Raw genomic sequence first — 15,452 nt, forward strand, 5'->3', positions numbered from 1 at the left:
CACCCGGCACGGGCTGCCGTCGGGGGCCCTCGTCATAGAGATCTCCGACAGCGACCCCAGGGTCTCCTTCGACGACCTGGAGCAGGCGCCTCGGCAGCCACTTCCCGCTGCCCGTCCAGGCGCGGCGGTGGTCGAGGAGCAGGTCGGCCGCGGCGTCGGGGGGAAGGGCCTGTCGAGCCCGGGGATGTACCTCTCGAACCCGGGGGTCTGCCTGTTGCGCCCGGGGGGTGTGCCTGTCAGGCGTGGCGGGAAGCGCGGGCCATCCTGATGCCGACGAGGGCCACCGTGAGTGCTCCGGCGAGCGTGACCACGTGGGGCAGCCGGGGGGTACCGAGCAGCCGCCGCGCCACCTGTGCGCTCCGGGCCTCCTCGGCCTGGGCCTCCAGCCGCTCCACGAGGCAGACGAATCCAAGATCGTGCATACGTCCTCCCAAAACCGCTGACGCCAACCGCTGACGTCGTCACTGGTGCGGGCTGTCACACACGGACACAGCTGGGGGCCTTGTGCCCCTGTGAGACACGTCTGCCCAGACGCGGCGAATTGAATCATGGAAGGGCGGGCCGTCGGCGGACCCCGGGGCGCGTCCCCGCTGCGGATCGCCCGCCGGGCCGACACCGCGCGCGGGCTGTCAGCTCCTCGGCACGTCGACGATCCTGCCGTTCTTGTCGACGGTGCGGGTCTGCCAGTACTTGTACCACTCGTCGTCCACGTGCCGGGGCACCTTGCCCTCGGGGTAGCGGGTGTAGCCCTCGGGCGGTTCCTGGCCGTCCTTGACGCAGGTGCTGCCCGTCGACCCCACGTTGAGCACCGGGTACTCGCCGCCGCCGCAGACCGCGTCCTGCATGGAGCACCCGGTGGCGGCGAACGCGACGGCCGCCGCCCCCGTCGCCCAGAGCGGCATCCGGCGGCGGAGAGAGCGGCGGGACGGGCCGGCAGTGCGGGGTCGGCTGACGCGGAAGGGCTGGCGCACGGTGGCTCCCCGTGGGTAGTGGGTAGTGGCTGGTACCGGGTCTGCTCTCCCAGCCTGCCCAGAACGCCGCGCCGCGATCACGCGCACGGGTACGAGTACGGGTACCTGGAGCCGCGCAGCCACCTCCGTCGGGAGCCCTCCCCGGGGTGTCGTCGCACCGCGTGAGATTCGTCGCAGAAAGGGCTTCGCATGGCAGAACCACCGTTTTGGTCGCTTAGCGTCAGTTCATGCCCTGTGTTCTGACGGCGGTCTGCGCCGACTTCGACCGGCGGTTCGCCGAGTTCGCCTTCGAGCCCGGCTTCGCCGCCGCGGTCGACCAGCACGTGGCGGAGATCCGCTGGCGTCTCGGCGTGCGCGATGCGGGCCTGGAACCGCCCGCGCCGCCGCGCGACGCCCTCGCCGACTACGCGCTCGGCTTCCTGGACGCGCTCGCCGAAACCGGGTGGCGCGAGCCCGTGGGGTACGACTACGCGGTGTGCCGCCTCACTGCGCTGAGCTGGCTCACCAAGAGGCACCAGTTCCTGGCACCGCGTCGCTGACCCGGGCGCCGCGCTCCTGGCCCCCCGGCCCGCACCCCGCCGCCGGGGCGGCCCCGACGGCACCGACCCGGCCCGCACGCAGGGTGCGGACCGGGTCGGTGTGCTCCGGCTCGACGAGGACTCGGCGACCGTGCGGCGAGGACTCGAGGAGAAGCGGAACGTCAGGTCACATGGGGTCGACCCGCTCCGGATCCACCACCGGCTGGTGGCGCAGGGCATCCTCCCTGCCCGCCTGGTACGCACCCTCGCGCTTGCCCCTGGCCGGCGCCTGCTGCCCGCGCATCCGGCCCGCCTCGCTCTCGGCCGAGTCCATCATGCGCTCGATGCGGCCGCGCATCGGCTGGATCATCGCACCGCCGACACCGACGATGAGAATGCCCGCGACGGCGGCCAGTGCGGCGATCAGCACGGGCTGGGTCACGGTGGTGGCGATGCCGACCTGGCCGAGCGCGGCGATCACGCCCAGGGCCACGATGACCGCCCAGACGATACGGGCGACCATCGGCCCGTACGAGGCCGCCGACAGCACGCCGGAGACGATGCCGCGTACGGCATTGGCGATGGCCATGGCCACGACGACCAGCACCATGGCGACGAGCGCCCGCGGCAGCCAGGCGACGATGCCGTCGATCATGCCGCTGACCGGGTTGGGGCCGAACACCCCGAAGGCCAGCTGGAGCGTGACCAGCAGCAGTGCGTAGTAGACGACCTTGCAGACCAGGGACGTCGCGTCGTACTTGGAGTTGTCGAAGATCCGGGCGGATCCTGCCCGCTCGCTGAGCCGCTCGAAGCCCACCTTGCGCAGGACCTTGTCGAGCACCTTGGCGATCATCTTCGACACGAACCAGCCGACCAGCAGAATGACCAGGAAGCCCGCGAGCTTCGGGACGAACTGGGCGACCTTGGACCAGGCATCGGAGATGCCCTGCTGGAATTCCACCGCGAGTGCGGTGTCCTCATGGGGTGAGAGCACGATCGGACCTTTCGTCGACGCGATCTTCTGCCTCGTGCCTATCAGCGTCCCGAGGCCACCACCTGCGGGGAGCTCCCCACCGGGGCCGTTCGGGTGAATGCCGGGCCCGGAGGCGGGCCGAACGGCCCCGCGCACCTCTCCGCCCCGCCGCCCCTCCTCGGCGGTGACCCGCTCCCGGCGAGTGTTACCGCAGTGTTCACCCCGGCGTGGTTCTCCCCTCCCCCGTCCCGGAGGCGGGGCCTGTCGGATGGGAACGGCTCAGAGGTCTGGACCAATTGAGTTCCGCCAATTCCGTGTCCGATTCGCTGTGTTGGCCTTGTCGCAACAATTGGTCTATACCTTTGGCGGTAGGGTGACCATCCGATACGGGCACATACACAGCCGTGGGGGGCTTTATGACCGTGCATCACCTACCGCAACCTCCTTCCGACGAAGAGCTCTACTGGTACTTCGGGCCGCAGCACCGCTGGGTCCTCGTCAGCTCCTCGCTCGCCTTCGTGTTCACGGCGGCGACCATGTTCACCTTCGCCCTGCGCACCCCGGCCCTGTGGGCCTTCCTGGCCGTGCTCGGCCTCAACGTGGTGGCGCTCGGCCTTTCCTGCGTCAACAGCCTGCGCCCGCGCCGGCTCACCCGGCGCTCGCACGAACTCCTCGTCCACGCCTGGCAGCCCGCCCAACCACCCTCCGTGGACCTCTACTTGCCCACCTGCGGCGAGCCGCTCGACGTACTGGCCAACGCCTACCGGGCGGTCTCCGCCCTGGACTGGTCGGGCGAGCTGACCGTCTGGGTCCTGGACGACGCCGACCGTCCCGAGGTGGCCGCGCTGGCCGCCTCGTACCGCTTCGAGTACGTCGTACGGCCCGACCGCGGGCACCTGAAGAAGGCCGGCAACCTCAACCACGCGCTGACGCTGAGCAGCGCCGAGGCCGTCGCGATCCTGGATGCGGACTTCGCTCCCCGGCCGGACTTCCTGCGTCACCTCGTCCCCTATCTCGCCGACCCCTCCGTCGGCATCGTGCAGAGCCCGCAGTGGTTCGACACGGACGAGTCCATGAGCTGGATCGAGCGGGCGGCCGGCTCGGCCCAGGAGTGGTTCTTCCGCTGGATCCAGCCGTCCAGGGACGTGAGCGACGCCGCCATCTGCTGCGGCAGCAACGCCGTCTACCGACGCAGCGCCCTCGACCTGGCCGGCGGCTTCGCCCGGCTCGACCACAGCGAGGACCTGTACACCGGACTCGCCCTGCACGCCCAGGGGTTCCGGACGCTGTACGTCCCGGTGCTCGTCGCCAAGGGCACCTCGCCCGAGACCGTCACCTCCTTCGTCAACCAGCAGTACCGGTGGGCGATGGGCAACCTCCACCTGCTGAGCACCCCCGTGCTGAAGCGGATGGGCGCGCCCTGGCGGATGCGGCTGTGCTTCGCCGAGGGCATCGTCGGGTACCTGGCCACGGCGGTGAACACCTTCGTGGCACCGCTGCCGCCGCTGGTGATGATGTTCTGGTACCCGGACGACGTACGGCCCTGGCACGTGCTGCCGCTGCTCGCCCCGCTGTGGCTGTGGCACGTGCTGCTCCCCCGGGTCAGCCGCACCCGCTGGCGGGTGGAGGTGATCCGGGCGAACGTCCTGACCAGCGTGGCCGCCGCGGTGGCGTTCGTGCACACGCTGCGCGGCCGCAGCGCCGCCTGGGTGCCCACCGGCGCCCGGAGCGCGGGGACCTCGGGCGGGATGGCCCGCCGGGTGGTGGCCGTCTCGCTGGGCTGGCTGCTGCTGTCCCACGCGGCAGCCGTCGCCGGCCTGCTGCTGGTCGTGACCCGCAACGGCTGGGAGCCCAGCTGGGGGCTGCTGCTGTACGTGGCTGTGCAGTGCCAGATCAACGTGCCGCTGATGCGGCACCTCGTCCTGGAACTCCGCCCGGCCGCCGCGCGGCGCACCGGGGACGGCCCTGCCGATGCCGGCGTCGGGACACCCGCTGTCACCGGGGTGCGGGGGCTCGTTCCGCGTGTCCGGCCGCTGCTGCTCTCGCGTGCCGCCATGCTGCCGCGCCGCTGGCCCGAGACCCTGGCCGCCACCGCCCTGCTGCTGCTCACCGGCCTGCTGGCGTCCGGCTGGGTCAACCCGATGCTCCCCTGGCTGAGTTGATGGACCTGAAAGGCTTTCCTCCCATGTCGTCCCCCGTGGCCCCCGGCCAACGGCAGTCCCACCGGCACGACTCCGCTCCCCCCGGGGCCCCCGGGAAACCGGGGAACACCGAGTCGGGGCCCAGTCCGCACCGCTCCGCCTTCCGCCCCGACATCGAAGGGCTGCGCGCCGTCGCCGTCCTCGCGGTCCTCGCCTTCCACGCCGAAATTCCCTTCACACAGGGCGGTTTCGTCGGCGTGGACGTCTTCTTCGTCATCTCCGGCTACCTGATCACCGGTCTCCTGGTGCGCGAGGCGATCACCACGGGACGCATCCGGCTCGGCGACTTCTTCTCGCGGCGGGCCCGGCGGCTGCTGCCGTCCGCCGCCGTGGTGCTGGTCGCGGTGGCGGCCGTCGGCGCCTGGCTGACCGTACCGCTGCGGCGTACGGAGCTGGAGTACGACGTCGTCGCGGCGGCGCTGTCCCTCGCCAACTGGCGGTTCGTCTCCCAGCAGACCGACTACCTGGCCGCCGGGCACGACCAGAGTCCGCTGCTGCACTTCTGGTCGCTCGCGGTCGAGGAGCAGTTCTACCTCTGCTGGGCGCCGCTGCTGGCGGTCGCCGTGCTGTGCGTGGCACGGGCGGTGCGCAGGGGGCGTGCGGTGCGTGCCACTGTGGCCCTGGTCGTGGTGCCGCTGGTCATCGGGTCGTTCGTACTGTCCCTGCACTGGACGCAGGGCTCGGCGTCGCTCGCGTACCTCGGAACTCCCTCACGGGTCTGGCAGTTCGGGATCGGGGCGCTGCTCGCGCTGCTGCCCTGGCACCTGATGCGCGGGCCCCGGCCGCTGCGGCTGCTGTGCGGGTGGGCCGGGGCCGCGGCCATCGTCTGGTGCGTCGTGACGTACGACGGCTCGACGCCGTATCCCGGCTTCGCCGCGCTCCTACCGACGCTGGGCACCGCCGCCGTCATCCTGGCCGCGATACCGGGGCGGGGCGAGCGGAGCGTCCAAGGTGCCTACGGCGTAGGGCGGTTGCTGGCGCTGCGGGCTCCCCGTGCGGTGGGCAGGCTGTCCTACACCCTGTATCTGTGGCACTGGCCGGTGCTGGTGCTCGCCGAGGCGAGGCTCGGGTCGCTGGGCTGGCCCGCGAAGTCCGCGCTGACGCTGGCCGCCGTACTGCCCGCGCTCGCCACGATGCGGTGGGTGGAGCAGCCGCTGCGCCGCAGCCGTACGGTCTCGGCGCACGCCAGGCGCGGACTCTCGGTGGGCGTCACGGCGATCGTGCTGCCGGTCGCGCTGGCCCTGGTGGTCGGCACCGCGACGCTGCACCTGCTCGGGCCCGACCGGCCGGTGGACCCGAAGGGCCTGCCCGCGGGCGCGGCCTCGGGGCCGGACCTTCTCGTACGTCAGCCCGGCGTGCCCCTCGCGGACGGCCCGGTGATGCCGTCCCCTGCCCAGGCCCGCAAGGACTTCCCGCCGGACGGGGAGTGCCAGGTGGCCCCGGCCGCGACCCGCAGTCCCGCCTGTCTGTTCGGCGCCGTGACGAGTCCGGACCGGATCGTACTGCTCGGCGACTCGCACGCCGGGCAGTGGTTCTCGCCGCTCCTGGGCCTGGCCGCCGAGCGGGGCTGGGCGCTCCAGGAGCTGGTGAAGCAGGGCTGCCCGCTGCCGCAGCTCACGGTGCGCAGCCCGCAGCTCGGCCGCGCCTACCGGGAGTGCGACACCTGGCGCGCCGGCACCCTGGAGCGGCTGCGGCAGCAGCCGAAGCCGCGCCTGATCGTGATCTCCTCGCTCAACCGGTACACCGACGACCAGAAGCTGCTGGCCGAGGGCTGGGAGAAGACCCTGCGTCCGCTGCGGGCGCTGGGGGCCCCGATCGTCTACATCGAGGACACTCCCGTGCCCGGTACGGACGTCCCCGCCTGCCTCTCCGGACACCTGGAGGCGCCCGGGGCCTGCGCGTTCGGCCGCGAGGAGGCCCTGCGGCCCGACCCGCTGGCCCGGCGGATCGCCTCCGGTGCGCTGGCCGGCGTGCGGAGCATCGGGGTGAACCGGGTGCTGTGCCCGGGTGACGGGCCGACCTGCCCCGTGGTGCGGGACCGGGTACTGCTCTACCGGGACGACGCGCACCTGACGAACGCGGCGGCCGTCGTCCTGACGGAGCGGCTGGAGCGTTTGCTGACGGAGACGGGCGCGCTGCCCGCCGCCGACGCGACCGGGAGTCCCTCGGGGAAGGGGCCGGGGCAAGGAGCCGGCAGGCCGGGGCCCGGCGGCTGGACGCGGCTGATGCGTGACGACTTCGAAGGCCCCGCGGGCGGCCCGCCGTCCCCCGCGACCTGGCTCCACGACGTCGGCACCTGCTATCCCGGCTGCCCGGCCCCGCAGTGGGGCACCGGTGAGATCGAGACCATGACCGACTCCACCGACAACGTCAGGCTCGACGGCAAGGGGGCGTTGGAGATCGTCCCGACCAGGAAGAACGGCCGCTGGAGCTCGGGCCGCATCGAGACGAGGCGCTCCGACTTCGCCGCGCCGCCCGGCGGCACCCTGCGGATCGAGGCGTCGATCGCCCTGCCCAACGTGACGGGTGCGAAGGCGGCGGGCTACTGGCCGGCGTTCTGGACCCTGGGAGCGCCGCTGCGCGACGGGTACACCGGCTGGCCCGGCATCGGCGAGCTGGACGTCATGGAGTCCGTCAACGGGCGCGACACCGTCTTCGGCACCATGCACTGCGGTGTCCTGGCGGGCGGCCCCTGCCGGGAGCCGGTGGGGCTGAGCTCGGCCCCGCAGTCGTGCCCCGGCTGCCGCGCGGCGTTCCACTCGTACGCCGTGGAGATCGACCGTTCCCCGGGCGCCGAGGAGGTGCGCTGGTACCTGGACGGCCGGGTGTACCACCGGGTGGCCGCGAAGCGGATGGATCCCGGGACGTGGAAGCGGGCCGTGGACCACGGTCTCTTCCTGATCCTCAACGTGGCCATCGGCGGCGAACTCCCGCGCCAGGCCGGCGGTTCACCCGGACCGGCCACCGAACCGGGCCATCCGATGCGGATCGACCACGTCACCGTGTCGGCCCGGGAGGGTGCGGCGGGGCGCAACCGAGTGCCGTGAGCGCACTGACGTGACGGAGCCCCCGGAGGGGACCGCGGCTGCGGCCTCCTCCGGGGGCGCAGAGGGCTCATGGGGGTCATGCAACAGGGGTCGAGCCACGTGCATGACGGGGGCGGAGCGGGGGTGGGCGGGGGTGGGCTGGGCGCGGCGGGGGTGCGGTGTTCGGCTCCGCCGGGGGCCGCCCCCTTGCCCGCCCGTTCCGCCCCCGGGGGGCGGCCCCGCCGCCCAAGTGGGCTGGGGGGGGGAGGGGGTGGGGGGGCGGCCCCGCCGCCCAAGGGGGCGGGGGGGGTAGGAGGTGGGGCGGTACCCGGCGCCCGAGAGGGCTGGCGGTGCCGTACCAGTGGTTGCCTACGGCTTGGTGGGGGCCTTGGGCCATGGGCTGTCGGGGAGCTTGGTCTTCGTGGTGCGTCCGAAGTCGATGTGGAACGGGGTGGTGCCCCCGGCGGGCTGGATGACCACCCGGCGCAGGTCGCTGCGCTGCCCGACCCAGTACGTCAGGGGTGAGCGGCCGGTGGGGGCACTGGCGGACGGCGCGGCCGGGGCGCCCCGCTTCGCAGCGGGTCCCGCGGCCGGACGGGGCCCCGAGTAGAGGCTGTACGCGGCCCCCCGCCACTGCTCCTCGCCGAGGCTCATCGCGCCCTGCTCGGCGAGGAGTTGGGGGTTGTCGGGTCGGTCGGCGCCCAGGGCCATGGTGATGCGCAGCACGGTGTCCAGCGGATCGGTCTTGTAGGCGCGGGGGGACCAGGCACGCGAGTTCAGCTTCCCGGCAGCCGTGACGGCCTCCGAGGCCGAGGCGGCGTTCCCCTTGGCGACGGCCAGCCCGGAGGCGTCCCAGGCCAGCAGACCCTTGGCGCCGGCCGCGGTGTAGGTGCCGACCGCGCGGTGGGTGCGGTAGTCGACCAGGGCGCGCACCGTTACGGTGCCGTTGCCCATGGGCGCCTGGGCCTCGACCTCCAGCGGGCTCTGCTCGTGGAGGCCGAACCGGGCGGCGGCGAGCTGTTCGGCCTCCTCGGTGGTGACGGGGCGGGGGCCCTCCGAGGGCCCGGTGACTGCGAGGACGCCTACGGCGGCCAGCGAAGCGGCGCCCACGCCGAGCGCGGCGAAGAGCAGCCTGCGGTGCAGGGGCCGAGCGGGCAGGGGCGGTCGGGGCACGTGCACGGGGGTTTCCTCACTGTTCCTGGCCACCGCAGCACTGGGGTGCCCACCGGCTGGTGGTGTGGTGCGCGTGGTACGTGAGGTCCAACGCGAACGGGCCCGACAAGGTCACACCACCGGACGCCCACTGGTGGCCCGACCGGCTCGGAGCGGACGGACTCACTCATGGCCCGACCGGCTCGGAGCGGACGGCCTCACTCATGGCCCGACCGGCTCGGACCGGAAGACCCCACTGGTGGCCCGACCGGCCCGGAGGGGACGGACTCACTCGTGGCGTGCTGCCGCTTCGCGGGTGATGTCGGCGTAGAGGCGGAACAGCGCCGGGCGGTCCTCTCCGTGATCGCGTGCGTACAGGGCCGCCCAGCAGCGGGCGACGAGGTGCCTGGCTTCGCTGCCGGGCCAGGGCCGGGGCAGCAGCTCGGGCGGCAGCAGCGGGTCGGGTTCCATGGCCCGGGACAGTTCCGCCGCCAGCTCGACCGCGAGGGTGAGCAGCGCGGCCGGGGAGAGTTCCCCCGGCCCGGTGAGCCGGTCCAGGCGGGGGCCGGCGAGGCGGGCGAGCCGGTGGTAGCGCTCGGCGATCTCCTCCAGGGGCCAGAGCCGGCGGGCGAGTCCGGCCGGGTCCGTGGTGTCGCCCCGGCGCAGGTCCGTGGTGGTGAGGAGGGTGAGGGTGGCGTGGGCGTCCAGGCGCCGGGCCGCGTCCTCGACGTACGGTTCCCACGCGTTGGCGCAGACGTACAGCCCGCCCTGGAGCGGGGCGCCGCCGAGGTGCAGGAGTTTCTCGCGCAGGGCGTCGCGCGAGGTGCGGGACGCCTCGGGGACCGCGAAGGCGGCCAGGTGCCACACGCCGTCCCAGGGGGCGAGCCCGGCGTCCTGCTGGAACGCGTACCGCAGGAAGTCGGCCTGGGGGGCCAGCGCGTGCGTGGTGTCCTCGGTGGCGTGCAGCAGGGCCTTGCGGCCGCGGCCCTCATGGGTGAACCGGTGCTCGGCCACGAGGCGTTTGACGCACAGCCGTACCTGCTGGTCGCTCATGCCCAGGGTCGCGGCGACGGAGTAGAGCTCGTCCGCGCTGACCGTGCCGTCCTCGCGGATCAGTGAGTGGACGAGCAGCCGGGTGGGGATCTCGATGTGGTCGCTCATGAGGTACGGGGTTCTCCCTGGGTCCTGGGCCGGGCACCGGCCCGCGTGCCGGCTTCGACGGGGCGGCGCATGGTGGTCACCGCGCCGAACCCCAGCAGGCCGCGCAGATAGGGCGTGCGTTCGGTGCGTACGGCCGTGAAGCCGCGGCGCTCGTAGAGGGCCTTGGCGCGCGGGTTGGTGTCGATCACGTCCAGCCGGATCTCCCGGCAGCCCTGCTCCGCCGCGACGGCGGCCACTTCAGCGAGGAGCAGGCTGCCGACGCCCCTGCCGCGCAGGTCCGGATCCACGGCGATGCCGTCCATGACGAGCTGCCCGGCGGCGGGGCGGCGTTCGAACAGGGCGAGGAGCAGGAGGCGGGGCAGTCCGCGCAGGTGACCGTACTCGCGCAGGACGGCGGCGGCCGAACCCCCGGTGAGGGACCGGCCGTCGACCTGGTAACCGGCCAGGCCGACGAGCTGTCCGTCGAGGAGCGCGCAGATCCCGCGGTCCGCGTTCAGGTGGGCGGCGATGAAGGGCACCGCCTTGTCCGGGGGGTTCAGGGCGGGGCCGAGTTTGCGGCCGAAGGCGCCCCAGTACAGCTCGGCCGCCCGCCGTTCGGCACCGGCCGGAATCCCCCGCCGTACCGTCACCGCCCCGTCGTCGGTACGGGCGTGCCTCGTGTCCTGCTCCATGCCGTGCCCCTTCCACGCGTCGACGCCTTCCACCAAACTATCACTTCGAGCACGATCGTAGCGAGAGTGATAGTTTCCGTGTCCTTCGGCCCGAGCCCCGACGAAAGGTGGTCCGATCCCATGACACCCCCGACCCCGGCCCCGACCCCGCACGCGGCCCCGGACGCGACCCCGGTCCCGCACGCGAAAAAGACCGCGGCCGGGACCGGGCCGCGCTCCCGGCCCCGGCCCCGTCGGCGGGCCTTACGTGTCGCCGCGTGGTCGCTCGTCGCGGTGGTGCTGGTGGCCGCCGCTCTCGTCGGCGTGGTGCTTCACCAGCACGCGTACGACATGCACGAGCAGCGGGTCGCGATACGTCACGGCGGGCGCACCCTCCACGGCGTTCTGACCACCCCCCGGGACGACCGCCGCCGGCACGGCCTGGTCGTGTACGTGCACGGCGACGGTCCCGTGAACGCCACGCACGACGACGGCTACAAACCCCTGTGGGAAGCACACGCCAGGGCCGGTTACGCGTCCCTGTCCTGGGACAAGCCCGGTGTCGACGGCGCTCCCGGCGACTGGCTCGGGCAGTCCATGGACGACCGGGCCGCGGAGGTGTCCGCCGCCGTCGCCTGGGCACGCGCCCGCCCGGACATCGACGGCGACCGGATCGGGCTCTGGGGTGCCAGCCAGGCCGGCTGGGTCCTGCCGAAGGTCGCCGCCAGGACTCCGGTGGCGTTCGTCGTCGCGGTCTCGCCCGCGGTCAACTGGCTCCGGCAGGGACGTCACCACCTGCTCGCCCAACTGCGCGCCGAGGGTGCGTCGCGGGCCAGGACGGACGCGGAGACCGCCAGGAGCGACGCCACCCGGCGGCTGCTGCGGCGCGGCGCGTCCTTCGAGGAGTACGTGAGGACCGTGCCGGGCGCCCCGGACGGCATGACGGCCGCCCGCTGGGGCTTCATCACCAGGAACTACACCGCCGACGCCACCCGGGACCTCCCCGCCCTGCGGGGCATTCCGGTACTGCTGGTCCTCGCGGGGCACGACCTCCACGTGGACACCGCCGACACCGAGCGGGGCTACCGCGCGGCGCTGGCGGCGGGCGGAGCCCTGCGGGTCACGCACCACCCGGACGGCACCCACGCGCTGCTGAAGCGCTCCGTGGAGGAGTCGCCGGCCCGCACCGCGCTCACCGCGCTCTTCGCCCCGCGCGCGCTGTTCGCCGACGGTTTCCTGGCCGGCCAGGAGGGCTTCCTGCGCGACCTCGGCGAAGACGGTGGGGACAGGCGCCAGGGCGACTGAAGGGGTCAGCGGCGACGGTGGGGCCAGGGCGACCGAGGGGGACAGTGAGGCCAGAGAGGCTGAACGGGGCAGCGGGGGCCGTGGGGCCAGGGCCGGCCGAGCGGGTCAGCCGGGGGCGGTTGAGCCAGGGCGGCCGAGCAGGTCAGCGGGCCCGGCGCCCCGAGAGAGCCATCCTGTTCCAGGTGTGCCGGCGGCCGCGGATCGCCACCGAGTAGGCGTACATGACCTCCGGATCGCACATGCCGGGGATGTACGAGTCACCGAAGTGGTGCGCGTCGAAGCCCGCCTCCTTCGCGTTCAGGGCGAGTTGCGGCACCACGTTGACGTGCGCACCCTCCTGGCTGGTGCCGATCGCACCCATGACGACGGCCCCGGCGTCCTGCACCGCCGCGACCGCCTCGGCCGCCAGTTCCCTGGTCACGCCGGGCAGCGTGCCCGGCAGCGGCATCACGACGCCGTCCGCGCCCGCGTCGACCAGCGCGGTCAGCCGGGCGGTGGTGACCCGCTCCGGGTGCCCCGCGTGGTGCATCTTCCCCGACCACACGGCCGCGTCCGCGCCCACTCCCGCCCGCACCTGCTCGGTGACGCGCGCCATCGCGTCGTACGAACCGCCGGTCCCCGGGTTGGCAGTGATGCACAGCAGTGCGGCGCCCATGTCGACGAGCCGCTTCGCGTGCTCGGGGGCGGCCCGCCGGATCTCCGGCACGTCGCCCGGCTCCAGGTTCACCCCGACCGGGCGGCCGATCGTGGCGGCCAGGTCGGCGAACGAACGGAACGTGCCGAGGCCGGGGAGCGTGAGCCGCTCGCCGTCCCAGGCCCGCTCGATCAGGTTGAGGATGACGATGTCCGCGCCGAACGCGGCCATCAGCTCGGCGTTGTGCACGCCGCGCCCGTCGGGGTGCGGCGAGAGCGCGGCCCGCTCGGCGAAGACCTCGGCGATCATCGTCCGGCCTTCGGCGGCGGCCACCGCCCTGGTCAGAGCGGCGCCGCGGAGCGCGGAGAGCTGCTCACGGTCGAGGTCCAGAATGCGCTGTTGATCCATGTTTCCCACGTTAGTGACGGGCCGCACGGGACGTACGGACCGTTGGACCCGAGTGCCCGGGACTTGCGGCAGGAGATCCCGCCTTGCGTTATGCGCAAGGCTTCATGCTGAGGGCGCAATATGGAGTTACGTTCGTACGCAGAGGGCCGCGCCACCGGGCGGGCCCGGGAACCGAGAGAAAGGTGTGAGGACATGTCTGTGACGACTGCCGCGCCCCCGGCCGGCACCCTGCCCGAGCCGGCCCTCGACGCCGTGGTGATCGGCGGCGGCGCCGCGGGCCTGAACGGTGCGCTGATGCTCGCCCGCTCCCGCCGCTCCGTCGTCGTGATCGACAGCGGCACCCCCCGCAACGCCCCCGCCGAGGGCGTGCACGGCCTGCTCGGGCTGGACGGCACCCCGCCCGCCGAGCTGTACGAGCGGGGCCGGGAGGAGGTCCGCCGCTACGGTGGCGTGCTCGTCGGCGGAGAGGTGGTGTCGGCCGAACCGGCGGCCCCCACGGCCGAGGGCGACCCGCGCTTCACCGTCACCCTGGCCGACGGCCGCACCCTGACGGCGCGCCGCCTGCTCGTGGCCACCGGCCTGCGTGACGAACTGCCCAGGGTTCCCGGGCTGGCGGAGCACTGGGGGCACAGCGTGGTGCACTGCCCGTACTGCCACGGCTGGGAGGTGCGCGACGAGCCCATCGGCATCCTCGCGGTCAACCAGGCCTCGGTCCACCACGCGCTGCTGTTCCGTCAGTTGACCGAGGACCTGGTCTACTTCGTCCGCGGCACGGAGCTGGACGAGGAGACCCGCGCGCGTTTCGCCGCCCGCGGCATCCGCGTCGTCGACACCCCGGTCGAAGCGGTCGTCGAGGACGCGGACGGCGCGCTCGCCGGAGTCCGCCTGAGCGACGGCAGCACCGTGGCCCGCCGCGTCCTGGCGGTCGCCACCGTCCTGCGGGCCCGCACCGAGGGTCTTGAAGGGCTGCGGCTGCCGAGGGAGGGACTGCCCGGCGGCATGGGCAACGGTTTCGCCTCCGGCCTGGCCGGCGTCACCGACGTACCCGGGGTGTGGGTGGCGGGCAATGCCACCGACCTGGCCGCCCAGGTCGGGGCGTCGGCCGCGGCGGGCGCCCTGGCCGGTGCGCGCATCAACGCCGACCTGGCCACCGCCGACACGGAGGCGGCCCTCGTCGCCGCCCGGCTCACCGACGCCGCTGCCCGCACACCTGCACAGGCACCTGACCGCAGGGCGTTCGGGAGTGATGTCACGGAGCGTGACTGATCGAAATGCGCGGGCAACGGGACCGTGTGAGCCTGATCTGGGCTTCGGGACATCCGTTCCCGGCCCTCCCCCACACCTCTCTAGGAGTGAATCCTGATGGGCATTTCCGACCAGTTCAAGGACAAGGCGCAGGAGCTCAAGGGCCAGGCCGAGAAGGCGATGGACAGCGCGAAGGGCAACGCGCGGGAGCGCGGCCAGCAGGGCGAGGAGCGCGGCCGCCAGGCCCAGGAGCAGGGCAAGGAGCGCGGTCGGCAGGCCCAGGAGCGCGGGCGTCAGGCCCAGGAGCAGGGTCAGGAGCGCGCCCGTCAGGCACGCGACGACGCCGACAAGCGGTTCAACGGCTGACGTCGGCACAGCGCGCGAGTGGGGTCCCCGACTGGTTCGGTGGACCCCACTCGTACGCCCCGGGGCAGGTGGAGTCGTACGTCCCGGGACAGGTGGAGAACTCCGGACAGCGGGTACCCGGTTCCCCGCAGGAAACCGAAGTGCCCCGCCCGCGCCCACTCGGTCACTCGAACACTCGATTTCATAGGGAGTACGTCATGCCGCGAGGCTCGAACGCGAAGCGCGAACGTCAGTACGAGCACATCAAGGAGAGCCAGGAGGAGCGCGGCCGCTCCGAGAAGCGGGCCAAGGAGATCGCGGCCCGTACCGTGAACAAGGAGCGGGCCCGCGCCGGCGAATCCAGGACCGCGAGCAAAACCTCCACCCAGGACAAGAAGTCCGCCCCGCAGCGCGGCGGCGAACGCTCGCACAGCGGCGCCCAGGGTCCGACCAAGGACCAGCTGTACGCGGAGGCCAAGAAGCGCGGGGTCGAAGGCCGTTCCTCGATGAACAAGGCGGAGCTGGCCAAGGCACTCGGGCGGTGACCCCCGGCAGCCGGGGACGGGGAGCAGGGGCCTGGGAAGCAGGGGCCCGGTATTCAGGGACCCGGAAGCCGGAGCCTGCGCGGCCGTGAGGGGCGGCGCGCGCCGAGCGCCGGTGATATCGCCGATGTGTGGCACAGGGGCAACCCCGGAGAGTGGCCCTCGCCAACGAACAGCGGCGGTATCCACGCGGCATCCCGGGGCCCCTGGCGACGACGGGCCCCGGATCCCCGCCCGCGTGGTGCGGCCACGACGAGAGGACCCCCCTCGTGCTGCACCTTCTCTCCGGCGCCGGCTCCCCGCGCCCCCGACGCACGCCCC

At 73.3% G+C, this 15,452-nt stretch carries 14 protein-coding genes; 7 read left to right on the top strand and 7 right to left on the bottom strand.

What is annotated here, in order from left to right; all coding sequences use genetic code 11:
- Positions 1-236: 236 nt before the first annotated feature.
- Positions 237-422, bottom strand: coding sequence for a hypothetical protein (locus ACFWVV_RS30670; protein WP_384359067.1), 186 nt, complete (start codon positions 420-422; stop codon positions 237-239).
- 207 nt (positions 423-629) lie between these two features.
- Complete coding sequence (locus ACFWVV_RS30675; RefSeq protein WP_384359077.1) at positions 630-902, bottom strand: SCO0607 family lipoprotein; 273 nt, start codon at positions 900-902, stop codon at positions 630-632.
- A gap of 296 nt (positions 903-1,198) precedes the next feature.
- On the opposite strand from ACFWVV_RS30675, the gene ACFWVV_RS30680 reads away from it, so the two are divergent.
- Positions 1,199-1,510 (top strand): DUF6401 family natural product biosynthesis protein, encoded by a 312-nt coding sequence (locus tag ACFWVV_RS30680; protein ID WP_384359069.1) that lies wholly within the window; start codon positions 1,199-1,201, stop codon positions 1,508-1,510.
- A 166-nt stretch (positions 1,511-1,676) separates the two neighbouring features.
- Here ACFWVV_RS30680 and ACFWVV_RS30685 read toward each other — a convergent pair whose 3' ends face one another.
- On the bottom strand, positions 1,677-2,483 hold the full coding sequence (locus ACFWVV_RS30685) for a hypothetical protein (RefSeq protein ID WP_384359071.1): 807 nt from the start codon (positions 2,481-2,483) through the stop codon (positions 1,677-1,679).
- Between the two features lie 395 nt (positions 2,484-2,878).
- Between ACFWVV_RS30685 and ACFWVV_RS30690 the strand changes: the two genes are divergently transcribed.
- Together ACFWVV_RS30690 and ACFWVV_RS30695 are read left to right on the top strand one after the other, a co-directional pair.
- The gene (locus tag ACFWVV_RS30690; protein ID WP_384359073.1) at positions 2,879-4,624 is read left to right on the top strand and encodes a glycosyltransferase family 2 protein; all 1,746 of its coding nucleotides are present in this window, start codon (positions 2,879-2,881) and stop codon (positions 4,622-4,624) included.
- Positions 4,625-4,647: 23 nt separating this feature from the next.
- Positions 4,648-7,710 carry an acyltransferase family protein gene (locus ACFWVV_RS30695; RefSeq protein WP_384359075.1) on the top strand — a complete coding sequence of 1,021 codons (3,063 nt, stop codon included), beginning with the start codon at positions 4,648-4,650 and terminating at the stop codon, positions 7,708-7,710.
- A gap of 348 nt (positions 7,711-8,058) precedes the next feature.
- On the opposite strand, the gene ACFWVV_RS30700 is transcribed toward ACFWVV_RS30695, so the two are convergent.
- The 3 genes from ACFWVV_RS30700 to ACFWVV_RS30710 form a co-directional block, all read right to left on the bottom strand.
- Positions 8,059-8,868 carry a hypothetical protein gene (locus ACFWVV_RS30700; RefSeq protein ID WP_384345137.1) on the bottom strand — a complete coding sequence of 270 codons (810 nt, stop codon included), beginning with the start codon at positions 8,866-8,868 and terminating at the stop codon, positions 8,059-8,061.
- Between the two features lie 261 nt (positions 8,869-9,129).
- Positions 9,130-10,002, bottom strand: a complete 873-nt coding sequence (locus tag ACFWVV_RS30705; RefSeq protein WP_384345140.1) for a PaaX family transcriptional regulator C-terminal domain-containing protein — start codon at positions 10,000-10,002, stop codon at positions 9,130-9,132.
- Complete coding sequence (locus ACFWVV_RS30710) at positions 9,999-10,673, bottom strand: GNAT family N-acetyltransferase (protein WP_384345143.1); 675 nt, start codon at positions 10,671-10,673, stop codon at positions 9,999-10,001. Before ACFWVV_RS30710 ends, ACFWVV_RS30705 begins: the two co-directional genes overlap by 4 nt.
- A gap of 120 nt (positions 10,674-10,793) precedes the next feature.
- On the opposite strand from ACFWVV_RS30710, the gene ACFWVV_RS30715 reads away from it, so the two are divergent.
- Positions 10,794-11,957, top strand: coding sequence for an alpha/beta hydrolase family protein (locus ACFWVV_RS30715; RefSeq protein WP_384345145.1), 1,164 nt, complete (start codon positions 10,794-10,796; stop codon positions 11,955-11,957).
- Between the two features lie 142 nt (positions 11,958-12,099).
- Here ACFWVV_RS30715 and ACFWVV_RS30720 read toward each other — a convergent pair whose 3' ends face one another.
- Entirely contained in the window at positions 12,100-12,999 is a 900-nt protein-coding gene (locus ACFWVV_RS30720; RefSeq protein ID WP_384345148.1) for a hypothetical protein, read from the bottom strand.
- A gap of 192 nt (positions 13,000-13,191) precedes the next feature.
- On the opposite strand from ACFWVV_RS30720, the gene ACFWVV_RS30725 reads away from it, so the two are divergent.
- From ACFWVV_RS30725 to ACFWVV_RS30735, 3 genes are all read left to right on the top strand, one after another.
- Complete coding sequence (locus tag ACFWVV_RS30725; protein WP_384345151.1) at positions 13,192-14,265, top strand: NAD(P)/FAD-dependent oxidoreductase; 1,074 nt, start codon at positions 13,192-13,194, stop codon at positions 14,263-14,265.
- A 96-nt stretch (positions 14,266-14,361) separates the two neighbouring features.
- Positions 14,362-14,610: a hypothetical protein gene (locus tag ACFWVV_RS30730; protein ID WP_384345154.1), complete on the top strand. Its 249-nt coding sequence runs from the start codon at positions 14,362-14,364 to the stop codon at positions 14,608-14,610.
- A gap of 197 nt (positions 14,611-14,807) precedes the next feature.
- Complete coding sequence (locus ACFWVV_RS30735) at positions 14,808-15,134, top strand: plasmid stabilization protein (protein WP_384345157.1); 327 nt, start codon at positions 14,808-14,810, stop codon at positions 15,132-15,134.
- The last annotated feature ends 318 nt before the right edge of the window (positions 15,135-15,452 follow it).

Source organism: Streptomyces sp. NPDC058663 (assembly GCF_042716745.1).
Taxonomy (GTDB): Bacteria; Actinomycetota; Actinomycetes; order Streptomycetales; family Streptomycetaceae; genus Streptomyces.